This is a genomic window from Microbispora sp. NBRC 16548, assembly GCF_030268985.1.
In the GTDB taxonomy this organism is placed as follows: domain Bacteria; phylum Actinomycetota; class Actinomycetes; order Streptosporangiales; family Streptosporangiaceae; genus Microbispora; species Microbispora catharanthi.
Window position 1 is genome coordinate 49,425 of sequence record NZ_BSSF01000006.1, and the last position, 23,405, is coordinate 72,829.

The window sequence follows — 23,405 nt, forward strand, 5'->3', positions numbered from 1 at the left end:
GCATCGCGGAGGCTCAGGACGATGACGAGCATCGCTGAATGGATCAAATATCTGTTCGATACCAGGCCTGATCCTGCTACCGGCCGCCCCTGGAAACCTCGGCACGTGTACAACCGCACCGGCATCGCCGAGAGCACTGCGCGACGCATGATCGAGGGCGGAGCCACGAACCCAACGTGGGACACTCTGGAAGCCCTGGAGACGATCTTCCCGAACGCGCGGGCGGACTACCTGAGGCTTCATGGCGCCAGTGCTCCGCCTGATGATCTCGGACGGGGCGACAGTCAGGACAGCACCGACGAGCAGTCGTCACCCAATCGCATCGAGGTGCTGGTCACGCGCGCCATGCAGGATCTCGATCCGGCGAACCAGGACAAGATCGTGACATTCGTGAACTTCGTGCTGAATCAGAATGGGCTGCCTCCCGTGGAGGCACCTCCGTCCGCCGGCGACAGCCGCCCGTAACCGCTATCAACCAGTCTCGGGGCATTCTCGCACTTTCGCCCCACCTCAGCACTTCCCGCACGTGAGAGGTCCATGATGCTACAGCGTCTGCGCCGCGGGCAGGACGACGTTATCAAGCGACTGCGTAGAGATCACGCAGAAGCGCTCAAACTCCTGCACCCGTTCTCCATCCCGGAGTTCTGTGAGCGGTTGAGCACATGGCGCGGAAGGCCGGTCTATGCACACCCTTTTGACCCCGCCGCCATGGAGAGCCTGTACTCCTGCCATGGCGTGAGCGGAATCTGCGCGAAGACGAGAGATGCCGACATCATCGGTTACGCCGACAATGTCCCCCTAGCCCTACAGGTGATGATCTTCTTTCATGAGGTCGGGCATCTCCTCGCGGGGCACCTCGACACCTCCGCCACTCAACTGCGCACCGTCACCCTGCCCCGCGGCTCGTTTCCGCATTTCGATGGCGACATTCAGGCAGTAATGGGCCGCACCAACTGGCTCGGCCAAACAGAGCAAGAGGCCGACATGATCAGCATGATCTTCGGCGACCGCTTACGCCGAGGGTGGCTGGCCAGTTCCGATGAGAGACCCGAGAGGGTCAACATGCTCCAGAAGCTGGTCGGCCCGCTGCATAACCCGTTTGCCGATGAGTGACAGCGTCACCGCTGTCTGTCTCACGGCGATGTGGATCATCGCCCTCATGCGGCTGCCCGGCGCCCGGAAATCAGCCAAGCACCTGTTCATTTCGATAGCTCTGCTCTCCGGCTGCGTCGTGGTATCCGTCCAGCAGCCCCTCATCTCGACCTGGGTGGCCGCGTCGGCTCACCCGAGCCTGCCATTCGTGAGCACCATGGTGTTCACGATCTCGGCCATGACGGGGATTCTCTGCTGGTGCGTCGCGCCGGAGCGGGGCTACAACCCCTGGGCCGGAGAGATTCGACGCCTTTGGATCCGCGCCGGGCTCATCGCGGCCGTCTTGTCGACCACGGCAGTCGCGTTCCACCTCGAGGAGAAGTCCGCCTACGCGGCGGTAGGAGCCGGCCACGGAACCCCGCCCCAATGGCTGTGCCTGGCCGGATACGAGATCTACATGGTGTACGCGCTCGCCACGCAGATGGTCCGCTTCCGCGGCCTGGCGCACACAGCGACGTCGCGATTGGTGAAGACGAGCCTGTACATGCTGGTGGCCTCGACGGTCGGCTCGTCCACCCGGTCGATCTACACGATGCTGTATCTAGTTCCTCAGGTGGTAGGTCTGCCGGAGCCGGGTGTCCCCTGGTCGGCCTCCTTCAGCTACACGGTGAACATGCCCTTTCACGCACTGGGCTTCGTGGCGCTGACTGTTCCGGCACTGTCTGTGCCGCTGGAGTACCTGCAGACCCGCCGGTATCTGCGGGCGATCACCCCCTTGTGGGAAGAACTGCGCAGCGCCTACCCCGAAGTCGTTCGCGTCAGTGAGCGTCTTCCTCAGCAGCACATGAGACTGCTCGCGCAGGTGACCGAGTTGTTCGATGCGCTCACGCTGATGTTCGCGAGTCCTGGTGTCGCCGCGGCGCTCAACCGTGCTCGGCTGACAGCCCGAGCCGCCGAAATACCGGAGGGCAAAGTGGAGGCCGTGGCGCATGCGGCGTCGATCGCCTACGCCCTCCAGCACGGCCCCCGCGCCGGGGAGATGCGGCCGACCTCCTGGTCCTACCAGGACCCGCGGGAGGACGACCTGCGCAGCGCGATCGCCTGGCTGGCCGACGTCGCCACCGAATTCCGCAGCAACCCCTTCGTCTCCCACTTCGCCACCACAGTCCCCGCCCCCACTCCCGCCGAATAAGGAGCTGGATCCATGGGTGCAGCCACCGTCATGAGGCCCACTTCTCCCCCTGAGCTCGCCGCTCACCTCGTATCAACGCTGCTCGCACCCGTTCCTCTCGCCGCTGCCCTTCCCATCGCGATCGGCTGGCACGCCGCCGGGTGGTACGGCGGCATGTGGGGTGTCGTGCCCGCTGTCTTCACCGGCATCCTCCCCTACCTGCATGCCCGCCGGCTCCGCCGAGCTCAAGCCGCCACTGTCCAGGCTGGGGGAAAGCCTCCCCGGCAGGTCGCGGTCGCGCTGGTCTCCTTGCTGATCGGGGTGGCAGCGCTCGTTATCGGTCAAGCGCCGCGCGAGGTGCTGGCAGCCGACGTCGCGTTACTGTGCATCCTGCTGGTGACAGCCCCTATCACGATCCGCTGGGACATCTCTTACCACGCCGCCGTTGCGGCCGGCGCCGTCGTCGTCTGCTGCCTGGCCTACACGGTCCCCCTGCCCGGCGTGACGGCACTCATCGCGGGGATGGTTGCCGTGGGGTGGTCCCGCCTTCGTCTCGGTCATCACACCACCGCCGAGGTCGTTGTAGGCGCGCTCGTCGGCGCAGCCGTTTGTGGGCTCAGCTTCGCGTTCCTCGCCTAAGACCGCCGCGCCCTGCCCGGGTCTGCGCCTCGCGGACGGAGCCCCGCCCGCCCTCAGCGGAGCCGGCCGGACGCACAATCCCCCAGTGAAGTAGCACCACATGAAAGGGTTGTCGACCTCGCGATGACGGCCACAAGCAGCTCCGCGCATCCTCCCTCCGCCTGCCCGATCATCCACCCCTTTGACCTGGACGAAGGCGGGGTGAACCGCCCTGGTCTCTATAAGAGCGACAGGTACCACGCTCTTCGAGAGGCAGGCACAGGCGTTGCCGACGTCCTCCGCGCCAACGGCACCACCGCCAGACTCATCACCCGCTATCAGGACGTACGGCACGTCCTACGCGGTCCGGAGTTCAGTCGAACCGCCGCGCTGGACGTCGACGACGTTGAGCTGGAAGGGACTCTCCTTGGGCTCGACGGAGATGAGCACACCGCCGTCCGCAGGGTGGTTCGCGACCGCTTCACCCCGCAGGCTCTCGACCGCCTGCTGGACAGAATCGAAACCAGCGCGCGCGTTCATCTCGAGGGCATGATCAGAAACGGGGCATCCGACCTGATCGACGACTTCGCTCTCCCGTTCGCTCTGGATGTGATCGGCGACCTGTTCGGAGTGCCGCAGCAGGAACGCACGCAATTGCGGGTGTGGGGTGAGGCGTTCCTTTCGACTTCCCTGCCGCGTGAGGAGGTGTCGGCGGCAGAGCAAGCCATGGCGATGTATCTGGCCGGCCTCATCGACCAACGGCGGCAGGCGCCGACCGACGACCTGCTGACGCAGATCGCCACCGAGGGCACCCACCTGCCCTTCGACCAGCTGGTCAAGCTACCGCTCGCGCTGCTGGTCGGAGGATGGGAGACGACCGCCAGCTCTATCGGCACGGCCGTCCTGGTGCTGCTCACTCACCCGTATGAGGAGTACGAGACCGCTTACGCCTACCTGGTCGCCAATCCCAGTGCGGTATCCGGCGCGGCCACCGAGTTGCAGAGGATGTTCTCAACCTCGGCCGCAGACGCGATGCCGCGGCGTGTCCTCCGCGACACCGTGCTGCCCAGCGGCGCACATCTTAGGGCGGGCGAGATCGTCATCCCCTCCCATGACGCCGCGAACTTCGACCCCCGCGTCTTCTCCGACCCGCACACCATGCGGTTCGACCGCCCAGCCCAACCTCACCACTTGTCGTTCGGCTACGGCGCGCACTACTGCATCGGCCGGCATCTCGGTCAGGCCGAGGTAGAGGTCGCGCTCACCCTCCTCACGACTCGTCTACCCAACCTCCGTTTGGCCGTTCCTGCCGAAGAGGTTCCGCTCAAGGCCGGCCATGCCATCGCCGGCCCTGAGCACGTGCCGGTGGCGTGGGATTGACCCGGTCCTGAATTGCGAGGGCGTAAGAGCGGCCACCGGAACCCGGTGGCCGCTCTTACGTGTCACGGACCCATAACGCCCGGGAAAGTCCTCCTGATGAAGGTCCGGGCACGTTTACACTCATCGTCTTGACAATGATGTTGACAGAAGTAAAGACCCGCGTTTCTGTCTTGTCGTCCGCCTTGGACCAACGCTGGAGCGATTCATGAGCGCCTCGCCACCCACCGTCGCACTCATCTGTGCCCGGGCCAGCACATGGCAGACCCAGGCCCTGGCAGGGCCTGACGGCAGCGTCACTGTGCACTCCGTCAACTGGGCCGATCAGCAGCGCTGCCTCCGCGCACTGCGCGCGTACGGCTGGAACGTGGACGCCTCCGCCGGCCCCGCCTACGAGCTGCACGTGAAAGGGTGGAGCTCCCCCGACCTCAAGCGGCGCATCATCAACCTTAGCCATGCCCAGAAGAGGCTGTTGGCCGACGTTGAGCAGACCGCCCAGCAGGCCGTAACCGACACCGAGAACTACCTCCAGGCTCACCCAGGCTCGCCAATCGAAGCCGCCATCGAGGCCGCCACACAGGAAACCTCACGGCGGATTAAGTGGCTGGCCCTGCTCGAAGAGGCGCGCCAAGTCCCCCGGCACAGCGACGCCCCAGCCATCGCCGACGATCTCCAGGCAATCATGGACCTCGAAGCCGAGCTCGGACGGCTGTGCACCATTCACCTGCGCACAACCACCACCGCCGTGGTGGTGCTCTGGAGCAACCACTCCTCGGACGGCTCGCTCCCCCCAGGAGCACGTCATGCCGTGATTGCCGAGACCGTCGACCGAGTTCGAGCGGCGACAGGCGTGCCTGTCGCGAGCCATGAAAGCGCGTGCTAGCGCGATGGCCTGGACATACCTGGCCATCGCGATCATCGTTGAGGTAGCGGCCACCTGCGGCCTCAAGGCCAGCGAAGGCCTCACCAACCGAGGCGTGACCGCCCTGATCATCACCGGCTACGTAGTCTCCTACGTCGCCATGGCCCAGGGTCTGAAGGCGGGACTCGAGGTGAGCGTCGGATATGCCATCTGGTCCGGCGCAGGCACCGCCGCCGTCGCGGTCATTGGCGCCCTATGGTTCCGTGAACCGGCGAGCTGGGTAAAGATCGTCGCCATCGCGCTGATCATCGCCGGGGTCGCACTACTGAACCTCGCGCCAACTTCGGCCTCTGCAGCGGCCCGTGGACCGTCGACGAGCATCACCCTGCATCCAGCAGCTAGCCTCGCGCTGGCCGACGCGCTCAATGACCTCACATCGGCGCTGCATCACATGCACCAGCATAGTGGAGTCGATGACCGCCGAGACGAAGGGACTTATCGGCGTCAGCCGACACGAGTCGGACTGGCCCTTGGGGAGTCCCGGAACCGGAATTAGCGGTCGATCTTGGCGCTACTCGTCCCGAGGACGACCAGCGCGACCACGACGACGAGGATGACGGCCCCCATCGGCCGAAGCCGTCAGGAACGGTGAATCCACCACACCCGTTCGTCCGATGTGACCGAGCCGCCGTTTCCGCCCGACTCCTTCGCCACCGCTGCTCAGGTGATCCCGGCTCTGCTGGTGCTGCTGGCTGTGGACGAACGAAGCCGCTGGAGCACTCCGAGCCGCGAGGGTCTGCATCTTCTATTGCGCACGCTGGTGGCGAGGGGGAACCTGGGGAGGGGGAAGTACTCGGGCCGGTACAGCGCGGCGAGCAGGATGCGGGGGCGGGTTAGGCGGGTCACCGCCTCTGGGCTGAGGTCGGCGGTGGTGAGCCAGTCGCTGGGTTGATGCAGCCGTACGCCCTTCTGGGCCCAGGTGGGCCAGTTGCGGGTGTCGTGCGGCTGTCCGGACAGGTCGGCCAGCAGCCATTGTCCGCCGGTGGTGGTGGCGGCGAGGAGGCGCCGTTCCAGGGTGCCAGCCACCACCACCTGGTGACCTGGCAGGATCTGTTGGACGGCCTGGGCGACGGCGGCGGGCTGGGTGCGGGGAACTGCCTGTAGCGCCTGCGCTTGGTCGGGGGGTGAGCGGAGTGAGGTGGCTGACCGCGTTGAGAAGTAGGGCGGTGCTGTCGGGGAGGACCATTGCAGGCATGCGAAACCTCCACAAATTGGGGGTGTTTTGGGCATGGCGAACTCACCCGAGGGCGCGGCATGGGCGCCCTGGGGTCGTGCTGGTAAGGAAGGGGGTTAGGGAGTGACAGTGAACGTCGCGGTCATCGCCGCGTGGTCACTCAACCGCAGGACTCGCGGCTCTTGCAGGTACGCGCACCCGGTGACCGTCTCCGGGTGGGTAGTGAAGATGTGGTCGAACCGGTAGCCGGAGCCGTTCCGGCCGAACCATGAGTGAGTGACGGCAGCGGGGTGCAGGTGCCGGTAGGCGTCGACGAGGCCCGCCTTGATGAACCCGGAGTAGAAGGTGTACTCCCAGCTACGAAACACCGTGTGATGCGGGACGTGACCGGGCTCGACCACGTTCAGGTCACCGGCGACGATCACAGGCCCGGTGAGCTTCATCTCCGCATGCAGGGTGGGGAGAAGCTCGGCGACAGCCTGCTGGAAGGCGCGTTTGTCGACGTTACGGCGATGCCTGGGCCCTCGCGACGGCACGTACAGCCCCACCAGCCCCACCGTGGCGCTGCCTGCGAGATGAAGGCGGGCGGCGGGGGCGCGGTGCGGCATGACCGATGTGGCGACCTCGCGGGCCGGTTCGAGGTCCCCGACTCTTGAGGCGATCACCGTGCGGTAGTCGAACCCGCCGTCGATGTCGTGCACGGCGAACCCGCGCTCGCACATCGCCTGCGGCGTCTGCTCGCCATGGCCAACCTCGGTCAGCACAACCACGTCTGCGGTGCTGGCGGCGATCCAGTCCGCCTGCCGGTGCGCCCGGCCGGGCGCGGCGTGCTGCACGTTGAACGTGATCACCCGCAGCATGCCCGTGGCTGACCGGTGACCCGGTGCCGGCACCAGGCTCATCTGCGGCCCGTTCACGGCTGCCCCGCTTCGTCCACGAACACCTGTCCCTGGGCGTCGAGCGCGGCCTGTACCCCGGCCATGACCTCGCGCGCCTCGGCGATGACCGTCGGGTGCGGCGGCCCTGCGGAGACGGCGGCGAGGTTGGTCCGGACGTGCTCGGGGCGGGTGAACCCGGCCAGCACCACGGCGTGGGCGTACCGGTCCAGGCACGACCACAGGCAGATCCGCACCAGGTCCTGTCGGTGCGGCCCCACCAGGCGCCGCAGCCTGTCCAACCCTTCGTTGATCACCGCTACCGCCTGGGGGGAGAACCAGCGTTTGCGGGAACGGTGGTCTCCCGGCCCGAACACTGGCATCCGGGCGGGGTCGTAGGAGCCGGTGAGCAGGCCCTGCGCGAACGGCTTGTTCACCAGCACCCCGACGTGGTGCTGCCGCGCGAACGCGAAGATTCCTTCTGACCGGGCTGGGGGGCACAGCAGGTTGTCCCGCACCGCCAGTACGTCGGGGCGGACCTGGTCGAATACCACCTGAAAGCGGGCGATCTTGTCGTCGCGTTCATAGGGGGAGGTGGTGAGCCGGTCTAGGGCGAAGCGGTGCGGGCCGCGCATCCCCACGCTGCCGATCAGCCCTCCGGCTTGGAAGCTGCGCATCGCTTCGACCGCGCCGTGCAGCCACCGGTCGCGGTCTCCGAACGCCGAGTGGTGGAGGAAGTACACGTCGAGCCGGTCGGTGCGGAGGTTGTCCAGGGTCTGCTCCAGCTGCCTGCGCATGTGCCGGGGCTCGAAGCCGTGCTCAGCGGTGCCGGCGAAGTATCCGACCTTCGACACAAGCACGATGTCCTTGCGGGGCACCCGCGCGACGAGGTGACCCAGTAGGCGTTCGGACCGGCCCAGCCCGTACACGTCGGCGGTGTCGAACAGACGTGCCCCAGCCTGCCACGCTGCTTCGAGCCCGGCGACGGCAACAGCTTCGTCGCTGCCTGTGGACCACCCCATCGGCAGCCCCAGGTTCTCCCCCGGGCCGCCGATGCCCCAGCAGCCGACTCCGACGGCGGGGACGGTGATGCCGGACCGGCCCAGCGTCCGCAGCGGCAGGGCGTCATCGTGCGGTTGCACGGGTCACCTCCGGGCGGGGCAGGGCGGGCGCGGGCGGGGCCTGGTAGTACACGATGTCCTCCGCGGGCTCCAGCCCTGCGGTGCGCAGGTCCCCGATGAGGGGTCGGTTGTGGATGGGAACGATCGCCCGCGCCACTTGGGCGCCGTGCCTGGCTCCGGCGTCGATCACCGCGGTGATCAGCGCGGAGGCGACCGTGGCGCGGTCGGCGGCCGGGTGCACGAGCACGTCCGCCACGAGGACCTCCGGTGGTTCGGCGGCGGTGGTGTGGATCAGCGGGTACCCCAGCGCTACCCCCGCCAGGCTGTCGTCGGGGCCGTCCACGGCGAGGAGGGCGTCGGGGACGAACCGCTCGTCAGACGACCACCGGCGGTAGGTGTCGGCGGCCACCTGCGGCCCGTCGGTGCTGTTGATCATCTGATATAGCGTGGCCAGCCGGGTGGCGTCATCGGCGTCGAGAGGGCGCACCACCAGCCTGGACATGTCCCGTCGGGTGATCGGCCCTTTGAGGAGGACCGCCCCGTGCAGGCGGGCCCACCCGGCCCGCTCGAACAGCTCGCAACCGTGGGCGCGGTTGACGGGGATCTCCGCCGTCACGACGGTCATCCCGTTGCCTGTCCAGAGCACCTGGGCGTGCGTGAGAAGACGCGACCCGATGCCGGCCTGCTGCCACTCCCGTGCGACCACCGGCCCCCACAGGCGGGCGGTCCCGTCCGGAGTGGCGGGGTGCCGCAGCGCGGCCGCGCCGACGAGATCACCAGACGGGGTGCGGGCCAGGACCAGGCTGGTGGCCGGCGCGGTCGGAGACGGTGGGCGCAGCCTGGACCGGACCAGGGTGGCGGTGACGGGCCGCTGGTCGGCCCAGCCACGCATCCCTTGGTAGCCGAGGTCGGCGAGTTCGTCGTCCAGAGCGGTGTCGGGGCGGTAGCGGGTGGTGGTGATCTGAATGGTCACGTGCGTCGCCTCTTGACGGGGGTGAGTGCGGCCACGCCGACGCAGATGCTGCCGCGCCCGGCCCAGAACGCGGGATGGGCGGCCAGGGCAGGGGTTGGCGGGCCAGGGCGAGTGAACACCCGCACACTCTCAAAGGCGGTGCGGAACGCGTCGGCTAGCTGGCCGGGGGTGGTGAACGGCGCGGGGCGGGACAGGCGGGCAATCTTGTCGCGGGCCAGACGCCACCGCTCGCGGGGCGGGGCGGGCCAGGCCAGGGCTGCGGCGGCCTGCATCACCCGGCCGGGGGCGTCGTACTCCAGTCGGCCGCCCGGCCCCGCAATGCGCGTGGTGTATAGCAGCAGCCCGTCGTCAGCCACCAGCGACGCCAACCGGTGGATCACCTCGTCGCGGGTGTGTGGGTCGGGCATCAGCGACAGCAACCCGTCGGTGATGACCAGGTCGAAAGCGCCGCCTACCTCTGCCAGTTTTGGTGCCGCAGAGTGGATCGTCTGGACGTACGTCCCCGCGTGATGCGCCCACTCTCGGATGAGGGCGAGGGGGGCGGGGCAGGCGTCGGCGACGGTGACGTGCGCGGTCGGTGCGATCCGGGACAGCACCTCGGGCATTGTCTCATCCGACGACCCGCACACCAGGATCCGTGACGGCCACCACGGCGCCCGCCCGCAGATCAAGGACCGGTAAAACGACTCGTGCCAGGTGGGGTTGCCCTTCACCCCGGCGTGGCGGAACAGCCGCCACGCCGCGTGGTAGGGGAAGCAGGAGCGGGAGCAGTATGCCCGCGCCGCCCGCCAGGCCCCCACCACCCCGGGGCGGACCGCCCGGGTCATGACCCGACCCGGCGGGAGATGAGGTGGAAGTGGCGGGCCACCAGCCGGTACGGGTCCCGCGCCCCAGCTTGCCATTCGGCTTCAAGGACCTGGTCGAAGCCTTCCCCCACGGGTGTGTCCCCGAGGTGGTCGGTGAAGACCCGCACCCCGTACCACGCGATCGTCGCCGCGTCGGCCTCGCCGAGTATCCGTTCCACGTCGCCGACCGTGTCGGCGCGGGTGGGTACGCCGAGGTTACCGATCTCCCGGCGGGTGTTCATCGCCGCCAGGGCGTCGGCCCACCGGCCTTCCAGGCCGGGCCGCATTGCTAGCGCCTGCCCGTTCTTCGTCAGCACCGATAGCAGACCACCGTCTCGGGCGACGCCGGCGAGGGCGTGAAGGAACGGGTCGGGGTTGGGCAGGTACATCAGCACGCCATGGCAGCACACCAGGTCGAACCCGCTACCTACCAGCTGGGCGGCGTTCTCACCAGCTCCTTCGACCAGGCGGATGCGGCCGCGAACGTGGTCGGGCTCCGCCTCGACGCGGGCCTGGGCGCGCTGCAGCATGGCCGGGTCGGGATCCAGGACGGTGACGTGATGCCCCGCGCGGGCCAGCTGTACCGCTTGGTGGCCGTCGCCACCGCCGACGTCCAGCACACGCTGCTCCCAACTGGGCAGGTGCGTCCGCAACGCGCGGGCGACCAGTGCATGCCGCAGCGCGCCGCGCAGAGTACCAGCGTGCCGCGCGTACCCGGCTGAAAGATCGGCCCCGGACGCGGATGTCCAGCTGTTGCTCACAGGGGTCACATCTCCTTGTTCTTGAGCAGGGTCGAGAAAAGGTGCGGGTGCTCGAGAACGAGCCGGATCGATAGGTACCGGGCGGCCAGCAGCCCCCGCAGCATGTGATGGGGGCGGCTGTCCGGCAGATGTCCCTCCCGCGCCGCGGCCCGTAGGCGCAGCAGCCCCGGCAGCCACTCCTCCAGCCGCCGCACCAGTTCATCGGGTGGGCGGCCGAGCCATTCGGTGAACTGGTCGGCAGTCATGACCTCCCACACCACCGTGTCGCACCACTCGCCGTCCGGGCCTTCGACGGTGACCAGGTGCGGCAGCCGACATAGGCGCGACCTGGGGAGGGGTGGGCGGCAGGGGCTGGTCACCCACGCTCCGTGCAGGTTGCGCCGCTTGCGCACCTGGTGGAGGTGTTCCCCGAACGCGAGCGCCAGCCCACCCTCCGACACGCTGGCGTTCGGGGGGAGGACGGTGACGGCGTCTACCCAGGGCCGCGTGGCCATCTGCAGTGCCACCCGCATGGCCGCCCTTGGGTCGCGTATCTCGCACCAGACACGGCGGCGGTGCCAGCTCACGCTGACCACGCCGGGCCCGTACATGGCGTGCATGTCGGAAGCGGTGAACAACCGCTCCTCTCCCCTAGTTATGGTGGTCATCAGGCGCCGTTCCCAGGGCCGAACCGGGCGTAGTACCGCTCGAGGAGCCCGCACCCTTCCAAAACCGTGTCCGTTTCTGCCAGGTTGTGGCCAGGCTGGAAGCTGTGCCCCGGCGTGGCCAGGGTGGCGGCACCCACGATCAGGGAGGCGAGGATGAGGTCGGCGTAGGAGTTCGGCAATGACTCAGCGTGGTGGAAGTTCACCGGCATCCCATCCGCTACCAGCGTGGCCACTGCGCCGGAAGGTAGATGCAGGCGGGTCCCGAGCACGCCAGCGTCTTCCACCCGGGTGGCTTCGCCAGCGAGCTCGGCGACGGCGAACTCGCGATCTCTGCTGGTGGTAGACACCAGGTAGCAGTCCCGGGTGAGCGCGCCCGCATGCTCCCCTCGCAGGCTGGTCCGGCCGGTGCTGCCCACAATGAGGAAAGGGTGGTGGTCGCGGAGCAGCGTGGTCAGGCACCTGCCAGTGAGGAATCCGCGTTCGTGCGCCGCGATGAGCCGCACCAGGCGCCGGTCGTAAACCGCCACGCGCATCCGCCGCTGCCGCAGGACCTCGGCAAGTTGCTCGCCTATCCGGCCGAACCCGACCACGAGGGCGGGCTGGCCTTCCATCTTCTCGTCCGGCAACAGCCGCAGCACGTTTCGTATCGCGGCGTCGGCGATGCCGTACGACTCCACCGCCGCCTTCAGCGCCGACTCGGCGACAGAGAACACCGGCACAGGCAACCGGCGCTGCCAGTTTTCAAGTTTTGTGATGCCAGAGATGGTCTGCTCCACGAGCCCGATGTAAGCGGGCAGCAGGTCGGAGCGTTCGGTGAGCAGCACCGGCAGCGTGTAGCCGCCGTCGTCTATAAGCAGCCCGGACCGGCCCATGGCGGCCGCCCGCTGCGCGTGATCTGCCAGCGCGTCAGCGGTGCGGGTCCACGGCCACACCCGCACTCCCTGGGCGGCTAGGTGCGCGTCAACGCGGTGGGTGTGCTGGTACCGGTACCCCTTGTCCAGCACGGTGATCGCCTGCGCTGGCACGCCAAGGGCGCGGACCGTCTCCACCATGATCAGAAAGTCGGTCATGTGATGCACCGTCAACACGGGCGCCACCGAGGCGAGGCAGTTCGCAGGGAGGAACAGGGGCAGCTCTCCGGTGAGGGGCATCTGCCGCCGTAGGGCGTCCATCTCCACCGGAGTAAACGGCAGCCGCCGCACCGCATCCAGCACCGCAGCGGCCTGGTCCGGTGCCAGGGCACCCGCATCTTCGAGAACGAGGGTGAGGGTATGCGTCGCCGTAGGGGCTGCTTTTGCCGCTGCGGGGACACCGGCCACCACCCGGATCATCGCGCCGCCGCCGGTCCGGAGCCGCAGCCCGGCTGCATCACCGCCGGCTTCGGCGATGTCGACCACCTTGCAGATCTCGGCCAGGACCGTGTCGCACATGATCGGCACGTCCGCGGGCTCCCCGCGGAACTCCACCGTCGTCGCCCTCACCGGCCGGGACAGCACACAACGCTGCCCCGCACCATCCGTTGCAGTCTTCACCTCATGCCCTTCCACATTCACCGGGGATCGTCGTGTAGCAGCGCGCCCGTGCTGGAGCACGTTGCTGTATGCAGGTCGTGCGGGCGAGGGCCCGCCCGCTCCAGGAGATGAACGGGCCGTAGTTCAGCAGCGTGACCAGGGCCCCAGCCGGACTTCCGGGAGGGTTAGTGCGCTGGGGAGGGCTGAAGGGTGATCGGGAGCTTGGCGTGGCCGTTGGCGATGAACGACGCCAGCGGGCGCAGCTCCTCCGCAGGGACAGCGAGCGTGATGTCAGGGAAGCGAGCGAAGAGCGCGGGGAGCGCGATGCCCGCTTCGAGCCGGGCGAGGGGCGCGCCGAGGCAGTAGTGGGCGCCGTGGCCGAACGCGAGGTGGTCACGGCGGGTGGAGCGGGTGATGTCGAACCGGTCGGCGTCCGCGCCGTGCTGGGCGGGGTCGCGCCCGGCGGCGGCGTAGGACGCGAGGATGGGCTCCCCCACGCGGATCGTGGTGCCACCGATCGTGATGTCCTCGATGGCGTACCGCAGCGGGACATGCGCGACAGGCGCCTGCCACCGCAGCGTTTCGTCAATGACGTCGTCCCAGGAGGCGCTGCCTTGCCGGACGAGCGCGAGCTGGTCCGGGTGGGTCAGCATGGCGGTGACGGCGTTGTCGATGAGGTTGACGGTGGTCTCGTGCCCGGCCGCAACCATCAGCAGGAGCGTGTCGACCAGCTCGGCCTCCGACAGGCGGGAGCCGTCCTCATCACGTGCCGCGATGAGGACGCTGGTCATGTCGTCGCCGGGCTCGTCACGTTTCGCGGCGATCAGAGCGGTCAAGGTGGCTTGCACGTCGCGCTGCGTGCTGCGGACCTCGTCGGCGTCGGCGGTCGTGTTGAAGACGCTGTCGACCACGCGGCGCAGGTCGTCCCGGTGGTCGTCAGGCAGGCCGAACAGGTGGCCGATCACGCGCATGGGCAGCTGGTAGGCGAACTCCTCCCGCAGGTCGACCACCTGCCCGGGGGCGGTGTCGGCTAGGTGGGTGAGCAGGTCGGCCGTGATTCGCTCCACCTGGGGCCGCATCGCCTGGGTGCGGCGGTGGGTGAACGCTGGGGCGATCAGCGTGCGGAGCCGCCGGTGCTGCTCGCCGTGGGCGGTGAACATGTTGGTGACGGCCACCCACAGGTACAGCGGCCAGTCCGGGGTGATTTCCCCGTTGATGAACGCGGGCCAGTGCTGGCGGGGGTCTTTGGAGACGCGGGAGTCGGCCAGGACATCGCGAAGGGTGGCGTGGTCGGTGACCGCCCATGCGACGATGCCGCCGGGAAGTTCCACGGCGGTGACCGGCCCGGTCTGGCGGAGGTGGGCGGCCTCGGCGTGGAGATCGACGCCGGTGGGGTCAAGGCGGATTGGGCAGTCGGCTCCGGGGACGGTGCTGGAGGGGTGGTCCATGCGCTTCCTTCCGTGTCGGGGCGGAGGGGTTAGGAGGTGGTGACGCGTCGGGATGTGGTGGCGCTCATGGTGGGGGTGAATCGGACGGGAAGGCCGTTCAGGGCCCTGTGGAACGGCCCTGGCCGCCAAGTGAGCTGTTCGGCGGGCACGGACAGGGTGATGTCAGGCAGGTGGTCGAGGAGGCGTTCGATGGCCGCGGAGGCGATCGTGCGGGCGGGGCGGCGGGCGGGGCAGCTGTGAGGGCCGGCGCTCCATGCCAGGTGCGCGTTGTTGCCTATGCGTGTCCTTGCGCCCCCGTGAACGTCGGGGTCGGTGTTAGCGGCAGCGAACCCAATGACAACCGGGTGTCCCGCAGCGACATGAATGCCGAACATGTCGACGTCGTACAGGGGGTAGTGCACGGCATAGTTCTGCATGGGCGGCTGCTCCCACAGGACTTCGTCCAGGGCGGCGCTGATCGGCAGGGTGCCCCGGAAGAGGTTCCCGGCAAACCTCTGGTCACATAGCAGTAGCCGGAGGGTGTTTCCGATGAGGTGTGTCACCGGTTCGGTGCCTGCGGCGATGATGAGGATGCAGGTGTGAAGGACTTCCTCGTCAGCGAGGCCGGCGGGGTGAGACATCAGCCACGAGGTGATGTCGGGGCCTGGGGTGGTGCGTTTGATTGTGATGAGGTCCTGCACGTAGCGGAGGAACTCGGAGTCTCCGTCGGTGGCGTTGTCTCCGCTGTCGAACAGTGCGGCAATGGCGGTGATCAGGCGGTCGCTGTAGCGGTCGTCGAGGCCGAACAGCGAGTTGAGGACGAGCAGCGGAAGGCCGGAGGCGTACTGGGAGATCAGGTCGGCGTGACCGTCGCCGGCGAACACTGTGATGAGGCGGTCGGCGCTGTGGTGGACGACCTCGCGGAGGACGTGCGGGTTCACGCGGTCGAGGCTGTCGGTGATCGCCTGACGGAGGCGGTAATGCTCGGACCCGTCGGAGAACAAGCAGTTTGGCCTCCAGCCCATCATCGGGATCAGCGGGTGATCGGCGGGGATTTGGCCGTCGGACAGTGCGCGCCATCGGCGGGAATCTTTACTGAACAGGTGCGAGTTCCGCAGCACGTCTAACGCGGCGCGGTAGCTCGTGACGAGGACGGCGTGGACACCGGGCGCGAGTTCGACCGGCGCGGCCGGGCCGTACTGACGCAGCCGGGCGTAGACGGCGTGCGGATCGGCGGCGTAGTCGGCGCCGTAAAGCTGCACCGGTCCGGGGGCGTGATGGGCTGGGCAGCCGGGGGGTGGAGTCCAGTCGTTGAGGGTCACACGTGCTCCTTGCTGGTGCGGGAGTGCAGGTGGTGAACGAGGGCGATGAGCGCGTTCATCGACGAGGCCCGTTCGCGGGCGTCGCACGTCACCAGGGGTGTGTCGGTGTCGAGGTCGAGCGCTGCGCGGAGCTGGTCGTCGGGGATCGCGGGGGCTCCGTCGAAGTTGTTGCAGGCGACGGCGTACGGCAGGTTGTGTTCTTCGACCATGTTGAGGGTGTCGAATGATCGGTCGATGCGGCGTGGGTCGATCAGGACGAGCGCGCCAAGCGCGCCGTAGGCGAGGTCCCGCCACAGGGGGTGAAAGCGGTCCTGGCCGGGGGCGCCGAACAGGTACAGCACCACGCGACCGTTGCCGAGGGTGATGCGTCCGAAGTCCATGGCGACAGTGGTGGTGTCCTTGCTGGGGACGTCAGCCAGGTCGTCCACGGTGATGCTGGCTTCCGTCATCACCTCTTCGGTGCGAAGTGGTGCAATTTCTGACACGGACCCGACTAGGGTCGTTTTCCCAACTGCGAACGGCCCGGAGATGAGCAGTTTCACAGCCGTTCGCACGGTGGGGGCGACATAGTCGGCGTGGTCAGGCCAGGGCGCGGAGTCCATCCAGCACCTCCTGCAGCAGCTCAAGGCTCGGGGCGTGCGCCTGGGCCGCCGGTGTGCGGGTGATGATGTGGCCGGTGTCGATGAGGTCAGCGACCACGACCCTGGTGACGCTCGGCGGCAGGGACAGGTAGGCGGAAATCTCGGCGATGGACAGGGCGCCGCCGCGGCACAGCATCAGGACGCGCCGCTGTTCACGGGCCAGGTCCGCAGGCGGTGGATCAGGTACGGACACCACAAGCGTTGCCAGGTCGAGCACGTGCCGGCTTGGGTGGACACGGCCGTGCGTGACGACGTACGGACGCACCAAGCCGGTGTTGTCTCGGGGGATTCGTCTCATACGGGGTCGCTCGCGTGGCGTGGTGCGCTGGCGAGCTGCGTTCCCATGCGCTTGACAACCTCGCTCATCCGGTGCGCGACCACGTCGAGCTCGGCGGTCTTGTCGGCGGTGACGTACAGGATGGATCCCTGTCCTGCACCCATGATGATCTTGTGCTGGTCGGCGTATCCGATCAGCGTGTGATTCCACGAGCTGTCCTTGGTGATGTTCCGGCTCAGCGACTGCAGCCCCGTGGCCGCGGCCGCTTCCGGTTCGGCTTCGTCGGGGGTGATGTCACCGGCGTGCGTTTGGAGCAGTCCGTCCGCTGAGATGAGCAGTGCGTACCGGGTGCCGGGGATCCGCAGGATGTCGGCCAGCATCCAGCCGTCGGGGGACGGGCGGTGGGAGGGGCGCACGGTGGTCATGTCAGGAACTCCGGGGCTGGTCGGCGTGGACAGGGGATGTGGTGCCTCGGTGGAACGCAGCGATGGACGCGGCCGCGGCTGCGGGGTCGTGCTCGTCGACCGCGGCCGGGCCGGAAACGGCGGTGGTGATGGGGCGGCGGCGTCGCCGTTGCGGCAGCAGCCCTTGCGGTGATGTGCCAGCTGGGGCGTGAATCGCGGCCGGAATGTCGGGTTGGACGGTAGTCAGAAGCTCCGCCGGCACGAACACCACGGCCCGTACGCCGCCGTACGGGCCCGGCTGCAGCGACACCGGGAATCCGTACCGTTGGGCGAGGGTGCCAACGGTCACGAGACCGAACGCGGGAGGGTCGCCGAGCCGGGTCACGTTCGCAGGGATCCGGCCGGACACCACGTCAATCGCATGGCGCAGTTCCTCGCTGGTCATGCCGATGCCGCCATCGTCGATTACGACGGCGATGCCGTTGTGTCCGTGCTCGGTATGCACCTGGACGTTGCTCGTCGGTGGCGAGTGACGTGCGGCGTTGTCGAGCAGCTCGGCTAACGCCAAGGCCAGCGGCTCAACGACTCGCCCGATGACGGCAATTTCGGGCACGCGGATCGTTGTGATGCGAAGGTAGTCACGGATGCGGCCCATGGCGGAGCGGATGACGTCCTCAAGGGGGGCGTCGTCTCGTTGACGGCCCGACCAGCCGCCGCAGACGACGCCGATGGCCTGAAGTCGGCGGCTGATTTGGGAGTTCAACTGGTCGATGCGGAACAGGCCGTCGAGTACGTCGGGGGTGACGTCGGGCCGCGCCTGCAGGTCCGTGAGAGCGACCTGCTGCTCAATCGCGAGGCCCTGCAGGATGCGCGTGGACGCCAGGAGGGCGCCTTGCGTGGACTGCTCGGCGAGGGCCGCCACGGTGGCCACGCCCTGGCCGACGACGGCCATGACATCGTCCAGGAGCCGGCCGAACGTCGACTGCGCCACCTGCTCGTTCAGCGGTTTCGGGATGTGCACGCCGGGGTGTCGTGCGGACTCCACCAGCGCAGGCAGGCGGTGCCGAATGAGGTGGCGAACCTCCGCGTCCCAGTTACGTAATGCGGCTGTGGCGACCGCGTGGTCCTGACGTAGCCGCGATGCGGCGCGGGCCTGCCGCATCGCGAAGATGACGACCAGGACCAGCGCAGCGATGAGAACAGCGCACGCGCAGGCCAGCGCCAGTACGGCTGGCGGACGTGGCATCAGCAAGCTCCTAATTTGTGAAGAGATAGTGGGAGAGGTGGGAGATCACCGTCTCGCTCTGCTCCAAGGCCGCAATCGCGTTCGCACCAAGCTCCTCGCGGAGCGGCGACTCGTCCCCAGTTGGAGGAGGCGGTCGGTGGGCGCGGCGCGCAGTTCCTCAGACGGGGTGGGCGCGTCGTCGGTGAGCTTGATGGGGGGACCAGGCATCGGAGTGTGGCTTTCACCGGGGAAAACACCATCAGCGGTGGGGCTGCACAAGGTGCTAACGGCGAGGGCGGAGGTTGCTGCCTGGTCGCCGACGGGCAGGCCCGCCCGGTTGGCGTGGAACAACCAATGGTGAGCGAGGACCTCACGGAGGTCACCCTGAAGCTGCCTACGCTGGGCGAGGTCAGCAAGGGACCGCCCCGCTGTCTCAAACGCTGCCGCCCACCCAACCGGGATTGACGGGCAGACGCGGGCATCGGATGCGAGCAGGCGCCGCATCGCCCCCCGCAGTCCGGGTTCCCACTCTGGCGGCCACAAGGGGTGGGCAGGATCTGAGGGACGATGCTCGGAGACCTTGACCCACACCTCACGCTGCTCGTCCCAACCGAGCCCAGCGGCGCGGATCAGCACGGAGTACAGCAGGACGCTGGTCTCCCGCAGGCCGAACAGCTGCCGGTCAGGTTGGGCGAGGAGATAGCGGCTGTCCTGGTGGAACAGCTCGTGGGCGACAGCTATCCCCTGTTCACCGCCGAACTTGAGCGTCTCGGGTTCATAGATGTCGGGTGCCCAGCTCACGATCCGGCCGTCGGCGGCCAGCGTGTCAAGCAGATCATCGACTACGGATGCTTCGCCGCCTGCGGCGGCGTATCGAAGCCTCCACTGTTCCTTCTCTCGGATGAACCACCAGCAGTGCAAGACTCCGCTGTCTTGGGCGGCGGTCAACGCGGGGAGCAGCTCGGCGGCCGCCGTCACAGTGGCGGCTGCCGGGTGGGTGAACTGAACGTTGCACTGATACCAGTCCACAATCGTTATCCCTAGTTGCAGTCGGTGAGCAGGTGGACGTCCAGAACAGGGGTGGAGGCCCTCCGCAGTGACGGCGCTCCCAGCCGCGCCATTGGGGCGAGCCCGATACCTCGTGGGAAGTAGGAGTTGGTCGGAGGCTGGTCAGGGCTGGTCATCCCTGCTGCATGATCAGCCGATCCGCTGAGAGAACGGCCCACTGTGCCCCATGCAGCTCTCGGTAGCGCTCTGCGAGCCGAGAGGCCGCCTCTCGATTCACATGCAACTCGACCTCGCCCGTCAGTAACCGGCGATCCTGCTCGCGCCGGCACGATGTGATCTTGCGGCGTCACTGAAAGACGGTGAGATCGCTGAGGCGCAACGTGGAGGCCCTGCCATTCGGTTTCGATCTGCGCGCCACGGATCCGGTGCTTCTGGCCCAGGTGCGCCGCCACCTGGTGGGCAGCGGCCAGATGGGACCGACCTGCCGATCCCGGCTGTTCCCTGGTTGCCTGGTAGCCACAAGGGAAACGCAGTAGACATAGAAAATCCTGACTGTAAGCGGTTAAGGGTGCAAAGCGTCAAAGACATCGTCATGGTGAATCTCGAGCATGCCAAGACCACCCGGTTGGACAGACGAAATGACCAACCTGTCCAACCGCCCACACGTTGGAGCCAGCGCCTGCGGTCGAGCCGAACCAGGTGGCAAACTTCCGCATGCAGTTACGTGACGCGCCTGTGGCCATAGCACGCTCATCATTCAGCCGGGCTGTGGCCCCGGGTCGCGCGACGACGACCAGGACCAGCACCGCGAGGACAACAACACGGGAGGCAACACCAGTGCGGTCAACTTCCTGACGTCGACGACGAGGGAACCATGCGGGTGATCACCAACTCGCTTCGAGACAGCGCCGCCGCCAGGTCCGCGCCGAGCTGCTCCGGCAGCCGCTGCAGGCCGAGCCCGCTTGCCCGAACCGTCGTGCTCAGCGCAAGCGTCTGGTCGTTTTGCAACATGCCCGAGCATGCCGGATGCGTGAGCACGTCCCGGGCGGCGTAACCGTCGTCGGACGCGACTGCGCGGATGATCACGGTCGTGGCCACCGCTCGTCCTTCCGCGCTGCGCGCTCCTCCGATAGCCTCCACCACCGACAGACCGAGCCGCGTACGGAACACGACAAGGCCGGAGGCGGCGTGGTCGAGCCGCCGGTAGCGGTCCAGCATCTCGCTCGCCGCACGGTTGTCACCAGGTTGGCACAGAGCTGCCAGGCAGGCGGTGACCGCATTTTCCCATGGCTCCCCCGCTGCGGTGGTGGCCAGCAGTGCGCAGGCTGCGGCGGTGTCGCCCGCGATGGCGTTGGCGATGACGGCGACCTGGCGGCCGTCGAGCATGCGGTCGCCGACACCGTTGCGGGAGCGGAGGTGGACGAGGGCGTCACACCAGCGGCCCGCGCTGGTCAGGGCGCGAGTGCCGTCCGCTAGGAGAACCCTCCACAGCCACTGGAGGACGTCCTGGTGGTCGTCCGCGGTCCGAGCGAGGGTGGAGAAGGGCATAGGGAGGCCGTCAATGACGGTGTCCGTGCGGACTTTCAGCGCCTCGTACAGGCCGTTCAGCAGGTGGAACGCTGAGTTACCGCTGCCGGCGCGGATCTGCAGCCGGGCGAGGTTCACGAGCGGTTCGAGGGCGTGCCGGGCGGCCGTCCCCGGCAGGGGGCAGCCGCGCAGGTACAGCGTTGCGTGCCGGTGGCACCACTCGCGGGCCAAGGTGGGCAGGTCGAGGTCGCTGGCCAGCAGAGCGGCCTGGTTGAACACCGTCGACGCCGTGGACGTGTCGTTGTCACGGTCGGCAGTGCGGGCCAGGTCGCAGAGAGTGCTCACGCGGGCTTCGAGGGGGGCGCAGGCTGGGCGTGGCCGGGCAACGAGGGGAAACCACGCGAACGCCTGCGTGCGTTCCATGAGGGTGTTACTCCCAGGTGATGAGGATTGGGTGTGTGGGCCGGTCGAGGACGAACTGCCCCTTGTCGGGGTTCGGCGCAGGCGGGGTGTCCGGCAGGGAGAACCGCACGGTGCAGCCGCGGAACCAGTCCCAGGTGCGGATTTCCGTCGCGACACGCTCGGCGAGGTCGCGGCCGTCGGGGCCGTGGCCGATGACGCCGACCTCGTACATGCGGGTATCGCCCTTATCGTTCGGACGGATCGTCAGGTAGGCCAGGTCTGCGCCTCGGGTCGTGGCCATGGATCCCCACGGGAACATGGCGTGAACCTGGCCGTGGTCCTCCGGTGCTGCGCCGATGTTCATCCGCATGAGCGGGTTGTCCAGGCGGAGGCACAGCCACAGGTCCATCCACTCGAACGACACCATTGGCGGGAACGCGACGCCGGTCCATTCGGTGACGGGCGGAGTGTCGAGCACGCCAGCGAGCTCGCCCGGGTCGACGTGGTTGTCCTTGTGAACCTGCAGGGTGACGTCGTGTTCCGGGGTGAGGGCGACTGTGCGGCGGGCGTCGTCGCCGACGCCGCGTAGCGGCATGAACGTGGCGAGCTGGCTGTTGACGCTGTGCCATCCGTTGTCGCCTCGTTCGAACACAATCGAACGGGACGCGACGCCACGCAGCCGCAGCGGCACGACGAGGCGGCCGCCGGGGGCGAGCTGGTTCAGCCACGCGGGCGGGACTTCCCACGCGCCGACCGTGGCGATGATCCGGTCGTACGGCGCCCCATCGAGGTGGCCGAGCGCGCCGTCGCTGAGGATCACGGTGACGTTGCTGACGTCGGCGGCGGCCAGGTGCTCTCGGGCGCTGGTCACGAGGTCGTCGTCCACGTCGATTGTTGTGACGTGACCGTCGGGGCCGACGATCGTGGCCAGGAGTGCAGCGTTGTAGCCGGTGCCTGCCCCGGCCTCGAGAACGCGGTCCCCGGGGTTCGCTCCGAGCTGTTCGAGCATCATGGCGACGATCGTGGGCTGGGACGCGGCGCTGAGCGACGCCCCCGATCCGTCGTGCTTGGTGTAGATCGGGTCGTCGCCGTACGCCGTGTGTAAGGCGGTGCTGGGGACGAACAGGTGTCGTGGCACGGTGCGGAACGCGGCCTCGACGCTGGGGGTGCGGATCGTGCCGGCGTCGAGGAGACGGTCGGTGAGCGCATTCCGCAGCTCTTCCGGAGTGCTGTCGGGCTGATCATCTGTGTGTGTCATAAGGGGAACCTTAGTGATCGAAGATGTGCTCTGAGCTGGGAAAACATCATTCTCCGAGGGGTGAAGCACGGTGCGGGCGGCCAGGGTGGCGATCGCTGCCTGGTCGCCAACCGGAACGTTCGCTCGGTTCGCGTGAAAAATCACATGGTGGGCAAGGACGGCGCGGAGGCCCCGCGTCAGCCGCCCCTCGCGGTTGAGTCCGGCGAGGGCCTGACCGGCGTCTTCGAACGCGGCCGACCACCTGGTGGGGATCGTCGGAAGGGTCCGCGCGTCCGCAGTGAGAAGGCGCCGCATTGCCGCCTGCAGCTCGCGGTCATGTTCGGGCGCCCACGGCGGCGTCACGGGGTCAAGTGGACGAAGTTCGGCGACCTTGGCCCACACGTCGCCTTGCTCGTACCAGTCGAGCCCGGCGGCGCGCATCAGCACCCCGCACAGCAGGATGCTCGTTTCCCGGACGCCGACGTGGTCAACGTGGGTGAGGAGGTCGCGGCTGTCGGCGTGGAACAGCTGATGTGCGGCGTCCATGCCATGCGGGCCGCCGAAGACGTGAGTTTCGGGCTCGTAGATGCCAGGCATCCAGCCGACGATGCGTCCCGTGGTGGCGAGGTGGTCGAGGACGTCCCCGATGATGCCGGTGTCTCCGCTGGCGCTGGTGAGGGCGTACCGGAGCCGCCACCGCCCCTGTTTCCGAATGAACCACCACGTCTGCAGGACGCCGTCGTTCTGCGCTGCGGTGAGGGCGGGCAGCACCTCGGCGGCCGCGACCTGGTAGGCAGCCGCCGCGTCGGGGAACTCGATGGTGCACTGACGCCAGTCCATTACGGTGG

The 23,405-nt window shown here is 68.1% G+C and carries 25 protein-coding genes; 7 read left to right on the top strand and 18 right to left on the bottom strand.

The window, feature by feature from the left end:
* Nucleotides 1-21: 21 nt before the first annotated feature.
* The 7 genes from QSK36_RS17495 to QSK36_RS17525 all read left to right on the top strand — a co-directional run bounded on the left by QSK36_RS17495 (nt 22) and on the right by QSK36_RS17525 (nt 5,676).
* Complete coding sequence (locus tag QSK36_RS17495; RefSeq protein ID WP_183545189.1) at nt 22-465, top strand: hypothetical protein; 444 nt, start codon at nt 22-24, stop codon at nt 463-465.
* A gap of 72 nt (nt 466-537) precedes the next feature.
* Entirely contained in the window at nt 538-1,113 is a 576-nt protein-coding gene (locus tag QSK36_RS17500) for a hypothetical protein (protein WP_183545191.1), read from the top strand.
* 46 nt (nt 1,114-1,159) lie between these two features.
* Nucleotides 1,160-2,284 carry a DUF6545 domain-containing protein gene (locus QSK36_RS17505; protein ID WP_285783142.1) on the top strand — a complete coding sequence of 375 codons (1,125 nt, stop codon included), beginning with the start codon at nt 1,160-1,162 and terminating at the stop codon, nt 2,282-2,284.
* A gap of 12 nt (nt 2,285-2,296) precedes the next feature.
* On the top strand, nt 2,297-2,902 hold the full coding sequence (locus QSK36_RS17510) for a phosphatase PAP2 family protein (protein WP_183545195.1): 606 nt from the start codon (nt 2,297-2,299) through the stop codon (nt 2,900-2,902).
* Nucleotides 2,903-3,025: 123 nt separating this feature from the next.
* The gene (locus QSK36_RS17515; RefSeq protein ID WP_183545197.1) at nt 3,026-4,261 is read left to right on the top strand and encodes a cytochrome P450; all 1,236 of its coding nucleotides are present in this window, start codon (nt 3,026-3,028) and stop codon (nt 4,259-4,261) included.
* A gap of 205 nt (nt 4,262-4,466) precedes the next feature.
* Complete coding sequence (locus QSK36_RS17520) at nt 4,467-5,141, top strand: hypothetical protein (RefSeq protein WP_285783143.1); 675 nt, start codon at nt 4,467-4,469, stop codon at nt 5,139-5,141.
* A 4-nt stretch (nt 5,142-5,145) separates the two neighbouring features.
* Complete coding sequence (locus tag QSK36_RS17525; protein WP_285783144.1) at nt 5,146-5,676, top strand: DMT family transporter; 531 nt, start codon at nt 5,146-5,148, stop codon at nt 5,674-5,676.
* Between the two features lie 164 nt (nt 5,677-5,840).
* On the opposite strand, the gene QSK36_RS17530 is transcribed toward QSK36_RS17525, so the two are convergent.
* From QSK36_RS17530 to fxlM, 18 genes are all read right to left on the bottom strand, one after another.
* Nucleotides 5,841-6,206 carry a hypothetical protein gene (locus tag QSK36_RS17530; RefSeq protein ID WP_285783145.1) on the bottom strand — a complete coding sequence of 122 codons (366 nt, stop codon included), beginning with the start codon at nt 6,204-6,206 and terminating at the stop codon, nt 5,841-5,843.
* 264 nt (nt 6,207-6,470) lie between these two features.
* A complete protein-coding gene (locus QSK36_RS17535; RefSeq protein WP_285783146.1) occupies nt 6,471-7,256 on the bottom strand; it encodes an endonuclease/exonuclease/phosphatase family protein in 786 nt (261 codons plus the stop codon).
* A gap of 11 nt (nt 7,257-7,267) precedes the next feature.
* Complete coding sequence (locus tag QSK36_RS17540; protein WP_285783147.1) at nt 7,268-8,371, bottom strand: aldo/keto reductase; 1,104 nt, start codon at nt 8,369-8,371, stop codon at nt 7,268-7,270.
* Entirely contained in the window at nt 8,355-9,323 is a 969-nt protein-coding gene (locus QSK36_RS17545; protein ID WP_285783148.1) for a GNAT family N-acetyltransferase, read from the bottom strand. Before QSK36_RS17545 ends, QSK36_RS17540 begins: the two co-directional genes overlap by 17 nt.
* Nucleotides 9,320-10,150: a class I SAM-dependent methyltransferase gene (locus QSK36_RS17550; RefSeq protein ID WP_183545205.1), complete on the bottom strand. Its 831-nt coding sequence runs from the start codon at nt 10,148-10,150 to the stop codon at nt 9,320-9,322. Before QSK36_RS17550 ends, QSK36_RS17545 begins: the two co-directional genes overlap by 4 nt.
* Nucleotides 10,147-10,929: a methyltransferase domain-containing protein gene (locus tag QSK36_RS17555; RefSeq protein WP_183545207.1), complete on the bottom strand. Its 783-nt coding sequence runs from the start codon at nt 10,927-10,929 to the stop codon at nt 10,147-10,149. The genes QSK36_RS17550 and QSK36_RS17555 overlap by 4 nt, the downstream gene beginning before the upstream one ends.
* A 5-nt stretch (nt 10,930-10,934) precedes the next feature.
* Complete coding sequence (locus tag QSK36_RS17560; protein ID WP_183545209.1) at nt 10,935-11,576, bottom strand: hypothetical protein; 642 nt, start codon at nt 11,574-11,576, stop codon at nt 10,935-10,937.
* Complete coding sequence (locus QSK36_RS17565) at nt 11,576-13,129, bottom strand: Rossmann-fold NAD(P)-binding domain-containing protein (RefSeq protein WP_285783149.1); 1,554 nt, start codon at nt 13,127-13,129, stop codon at nt 11,576-11,578. Before QSK36_RS17565 ends, QSK36_RS17560 begins: the two co-directional genes overlap by 1 nt.
* A 143-nt stretch (nt 13,130-13,272) precedes the next feature.
* Nucleotides 13,273-14,535 carry a cytochrome P450 family protein gene (locus QSK36_RS17570; protein WP_285783150.1) on the bottom strand — a complete coding sequence of 421 codons (1,263 nt, stop codon included), beginning with the start codon at nt 14,533-14,535 and terminating at the stop codon, nt 13,273-13,275.
* A gap of 29 nt (nt 14,536-14,564) precedes the next feature.
* A complete protein-coding gene (locus QSK36_RS17575) occupies nt 14,565-15,836 on the bottom strand; it encodes a cytochrome P450 (protein WP_285783151.1) in 1,272 nt (423 codons plus the stop codon).
* On the bottom strand, nt 15,833-16,438 hold the full coding sequence (locus QSK36_RS17580) for a GTP-binding protein (protein WP_285783152.1): 606 nt from the start codon (nt 16,436-16,438) through the stop codon (nt 15,833-15,835). Before QSK36_RS17580 ends, QSK36_RS17575 begins: the two co-directional genes overlap by 4 nt.
* Nucleotides 16,416-16,775, bottom strand: a complete 360-nt coding sequence (locus tag QSK36_RS17585) for a DUF742 domain-containing protein (protein WP_285783153.1) — start codon at nt 16,773-16,775, stop codon at nt 16,416-16,418. Before QSK36_RS17585 ends, QSK36_RS17580 begins: the two co-directional genes overlap by 23 nt.
* Nucleotides 16,772-17,179 carry a roadblock/LC7 domain-containing protein gene (locus QSK36_RS17590; RefSeq protein WP_285783154.1) on the bottom strand — a complete coding sequence of 136 codons (408 nt, stop codon included), beginning with the start codon at nt 17,177-17,179 and terminating at the stop codon, nt 16,772-16,774. The genes QSK36_RS17585 and QSK36_RS17590 overlap by 4 nt, the downstream gene beginning before the upstream one ends.
* A 1-nt stretch (nt 17,180) precedes the next feature.
* Nucleotides 17,181-18,404 (bottom strand): ATP-binding protein, encoded by a 1,224-nt coding sequence (locus QSK36_RS17595; protein ID WP_285783155.1) that lies wholly within the window; start codon nt 18,402-18,404, stop codon nt 17,181-17,183.
* 45 nt (nt 18,405-18,449) lie between these two features.
* Nucleotides 18,450-19,412, bottom strand: a complete 963-nt coding sequence (locus tag QSK36_RS17600; RefSeq protein WP_285783156.1) for a thiopeptide-type bacteriocin biosynthesis protein — start codon at nt 19,410-19,412, stop codon at nt 18,450-18,452.
* Between the two features lie 11 nt (nt 19,413-19,423).
* The gene (locus QSK36_RS17605) at nt 19,424-19,567 is read right to left on the bottom strand and encodes a hypothetical protein (protein WP_285783157.1); all 144 of its coding nucleotides are present in this window, start codon (nt 19,565-19,567) and stop codon (nt 19,424-19,426) included.
* 667 nt (nt 19,568-20,234) lie between these two features.
* Entirely contained in the window at nt 20,235-21,341 is a 1,107-nt protein-coding gene (locus tag QSK36_RS17610) for a hypothetical protein (RefSeq protein WP_285783158.1), read from the bottom strand.
* Between the two features lie 7 nt (nt 21,342-21,348).
* Nucleotides 21,349-23,397 (bottom strand): methyltransferase, FxLD system, encoded by a 2,049-nt coding sequence (gene fxlM, locus QSK36_RS17615; protein ID WP_285783159.1) that lies wholly within the window; start codon nt 23,395-23,397, stop codon nt 21,349-21,351.
* Nucleotides 23,398-23,405: the final 8 nt, after the last annotated feature.

Bases quoted from the DNA above. Each gene is read 5' to 3' on its own strand.
- QSK36_RS17570 (WP_285783150.1), bottom strand. From the start codon at position 14,535: ATGGACCACCCCTCCAGCACCGTCCCCGGAGCCGACTGCCCAATCCGC.
- QSK36_RS17580 (WP_285783152.1), bottom strand. From the start codon at position 16,438: ATGGACTCCGCGCCCTGGCCTGACCACGCCGACTATGTCGCCCCCACC.
- QSK36_RS17525 (WP_285783144.1), top strand. From the start codon at position 5,146: ATGGCCTGGACATACCTGGCCATCGCGATCATCGTTGAGGTAGCGGCC.
- QSK36_RS17500 (WP_183545191.1), top strand. From the start codon at position 538: ATGATGCTACAGCGTCTGCGCCGCGGGCAGGACGACGTTATCAAGCGA.
- QSK36_RS17605 (WP_285783157.1), bottom strand. From the start codon at position 19,567: ATGACCAGCCCTGACCAGCCTCCGACCAACTCCTACTTCCCACGAGGT.
- QSK36_RS17495 (WP_183545189.1), top strand. From the start codon at position 22: ATGACGAGCATCGCTGAATGGATCAAATATCTGTTCGATACCAGGCCT.
- QSK36_RS17515 (WP_183545197.1), top strand. From the start codon at position 3,026: ATGACGGCCACAAGCAGCTCCGCGCATCCTCCCTCCGCCTGCCCGATC.
- QSK36_RS17610 (WP_285783158.1), bottom strand. From the start codon at position 21,341: ATGGAACGCACGCAGGCGTTCGCGTGGTTTCCCCTCGTTGCCCGGCCA.
- fxlM (WP_285783159.1), bottom strand. From the start codon at position 23,397: ATGGACTGGCGTCAGTGCACCATCGAGTTCCCCGACGCGGCGGCTGCC.
- QSK36_RS17590 (WP_285783154.1), bottom strand. From the start codon at position 17,179: ATGACCACCGTGCGCCCCTCCCACCGCCCGTCCCCCGACGGCTGGATG.
- QSK36_RS17520 (WP_285783143.1), top strand. From the start codon at position 4,467: ATGAGCGCCTCGCCACCCACCGTCGCACTCATCTGTGCCCGGGCCAGC.
- QSK36_RS17595 (WP_285783155.1), bottom strand. From the start codon at position 18,404: ATGCCACGTCCGCCAGCCGTACTGGCGCTGGCCTGCGCGTGCGCTGTT.
- QSK36_RS17585 (WP_285783153.1), bottom strand. From the start codon at position 16,775: ATGAGACGAATCCCCCGAGACAACACCGGCTTGGTGCGTCCGTACGTC.
- QSK36_RS17550 (WP_183545205.1), bottom strand. From the start codon at position 10,150: ATGACCCGGGCGGTCCGCCCCGGGGTGGTGGGGGCCTGGCGGGCGGCG.
- QSK36_RS17510 (WP_183545195.1), top strand. From the start codon at position 2,297: ATGGGTGCAGCCACCGTCATGAGGCCCACTTCTCCCCCTGAGCTCGCC.
- QSK36_RS17535 (WP_285783146.1), bottom strand. From the start codon at position 7,256: ATGAGCCTGGTGCCGGCACCGGGTCACCGGTCAGCCACGGGCATGCTG.
- QSK36_RS17560 (WP_183545209.1), bottom strand. From the start codon at position 11,576: ATGACCACCATAACTAGGGGAGAGGAGCGGTTGTTCACCGCTTCCGAC.
- QSK36_RS17505 (WP_285783142.1), top strand. From the start codon at position 1,160: ATGCGGCTGCCCGGCGCCCGGAAATCAGCCAAGCACCTGTTCATTTCG.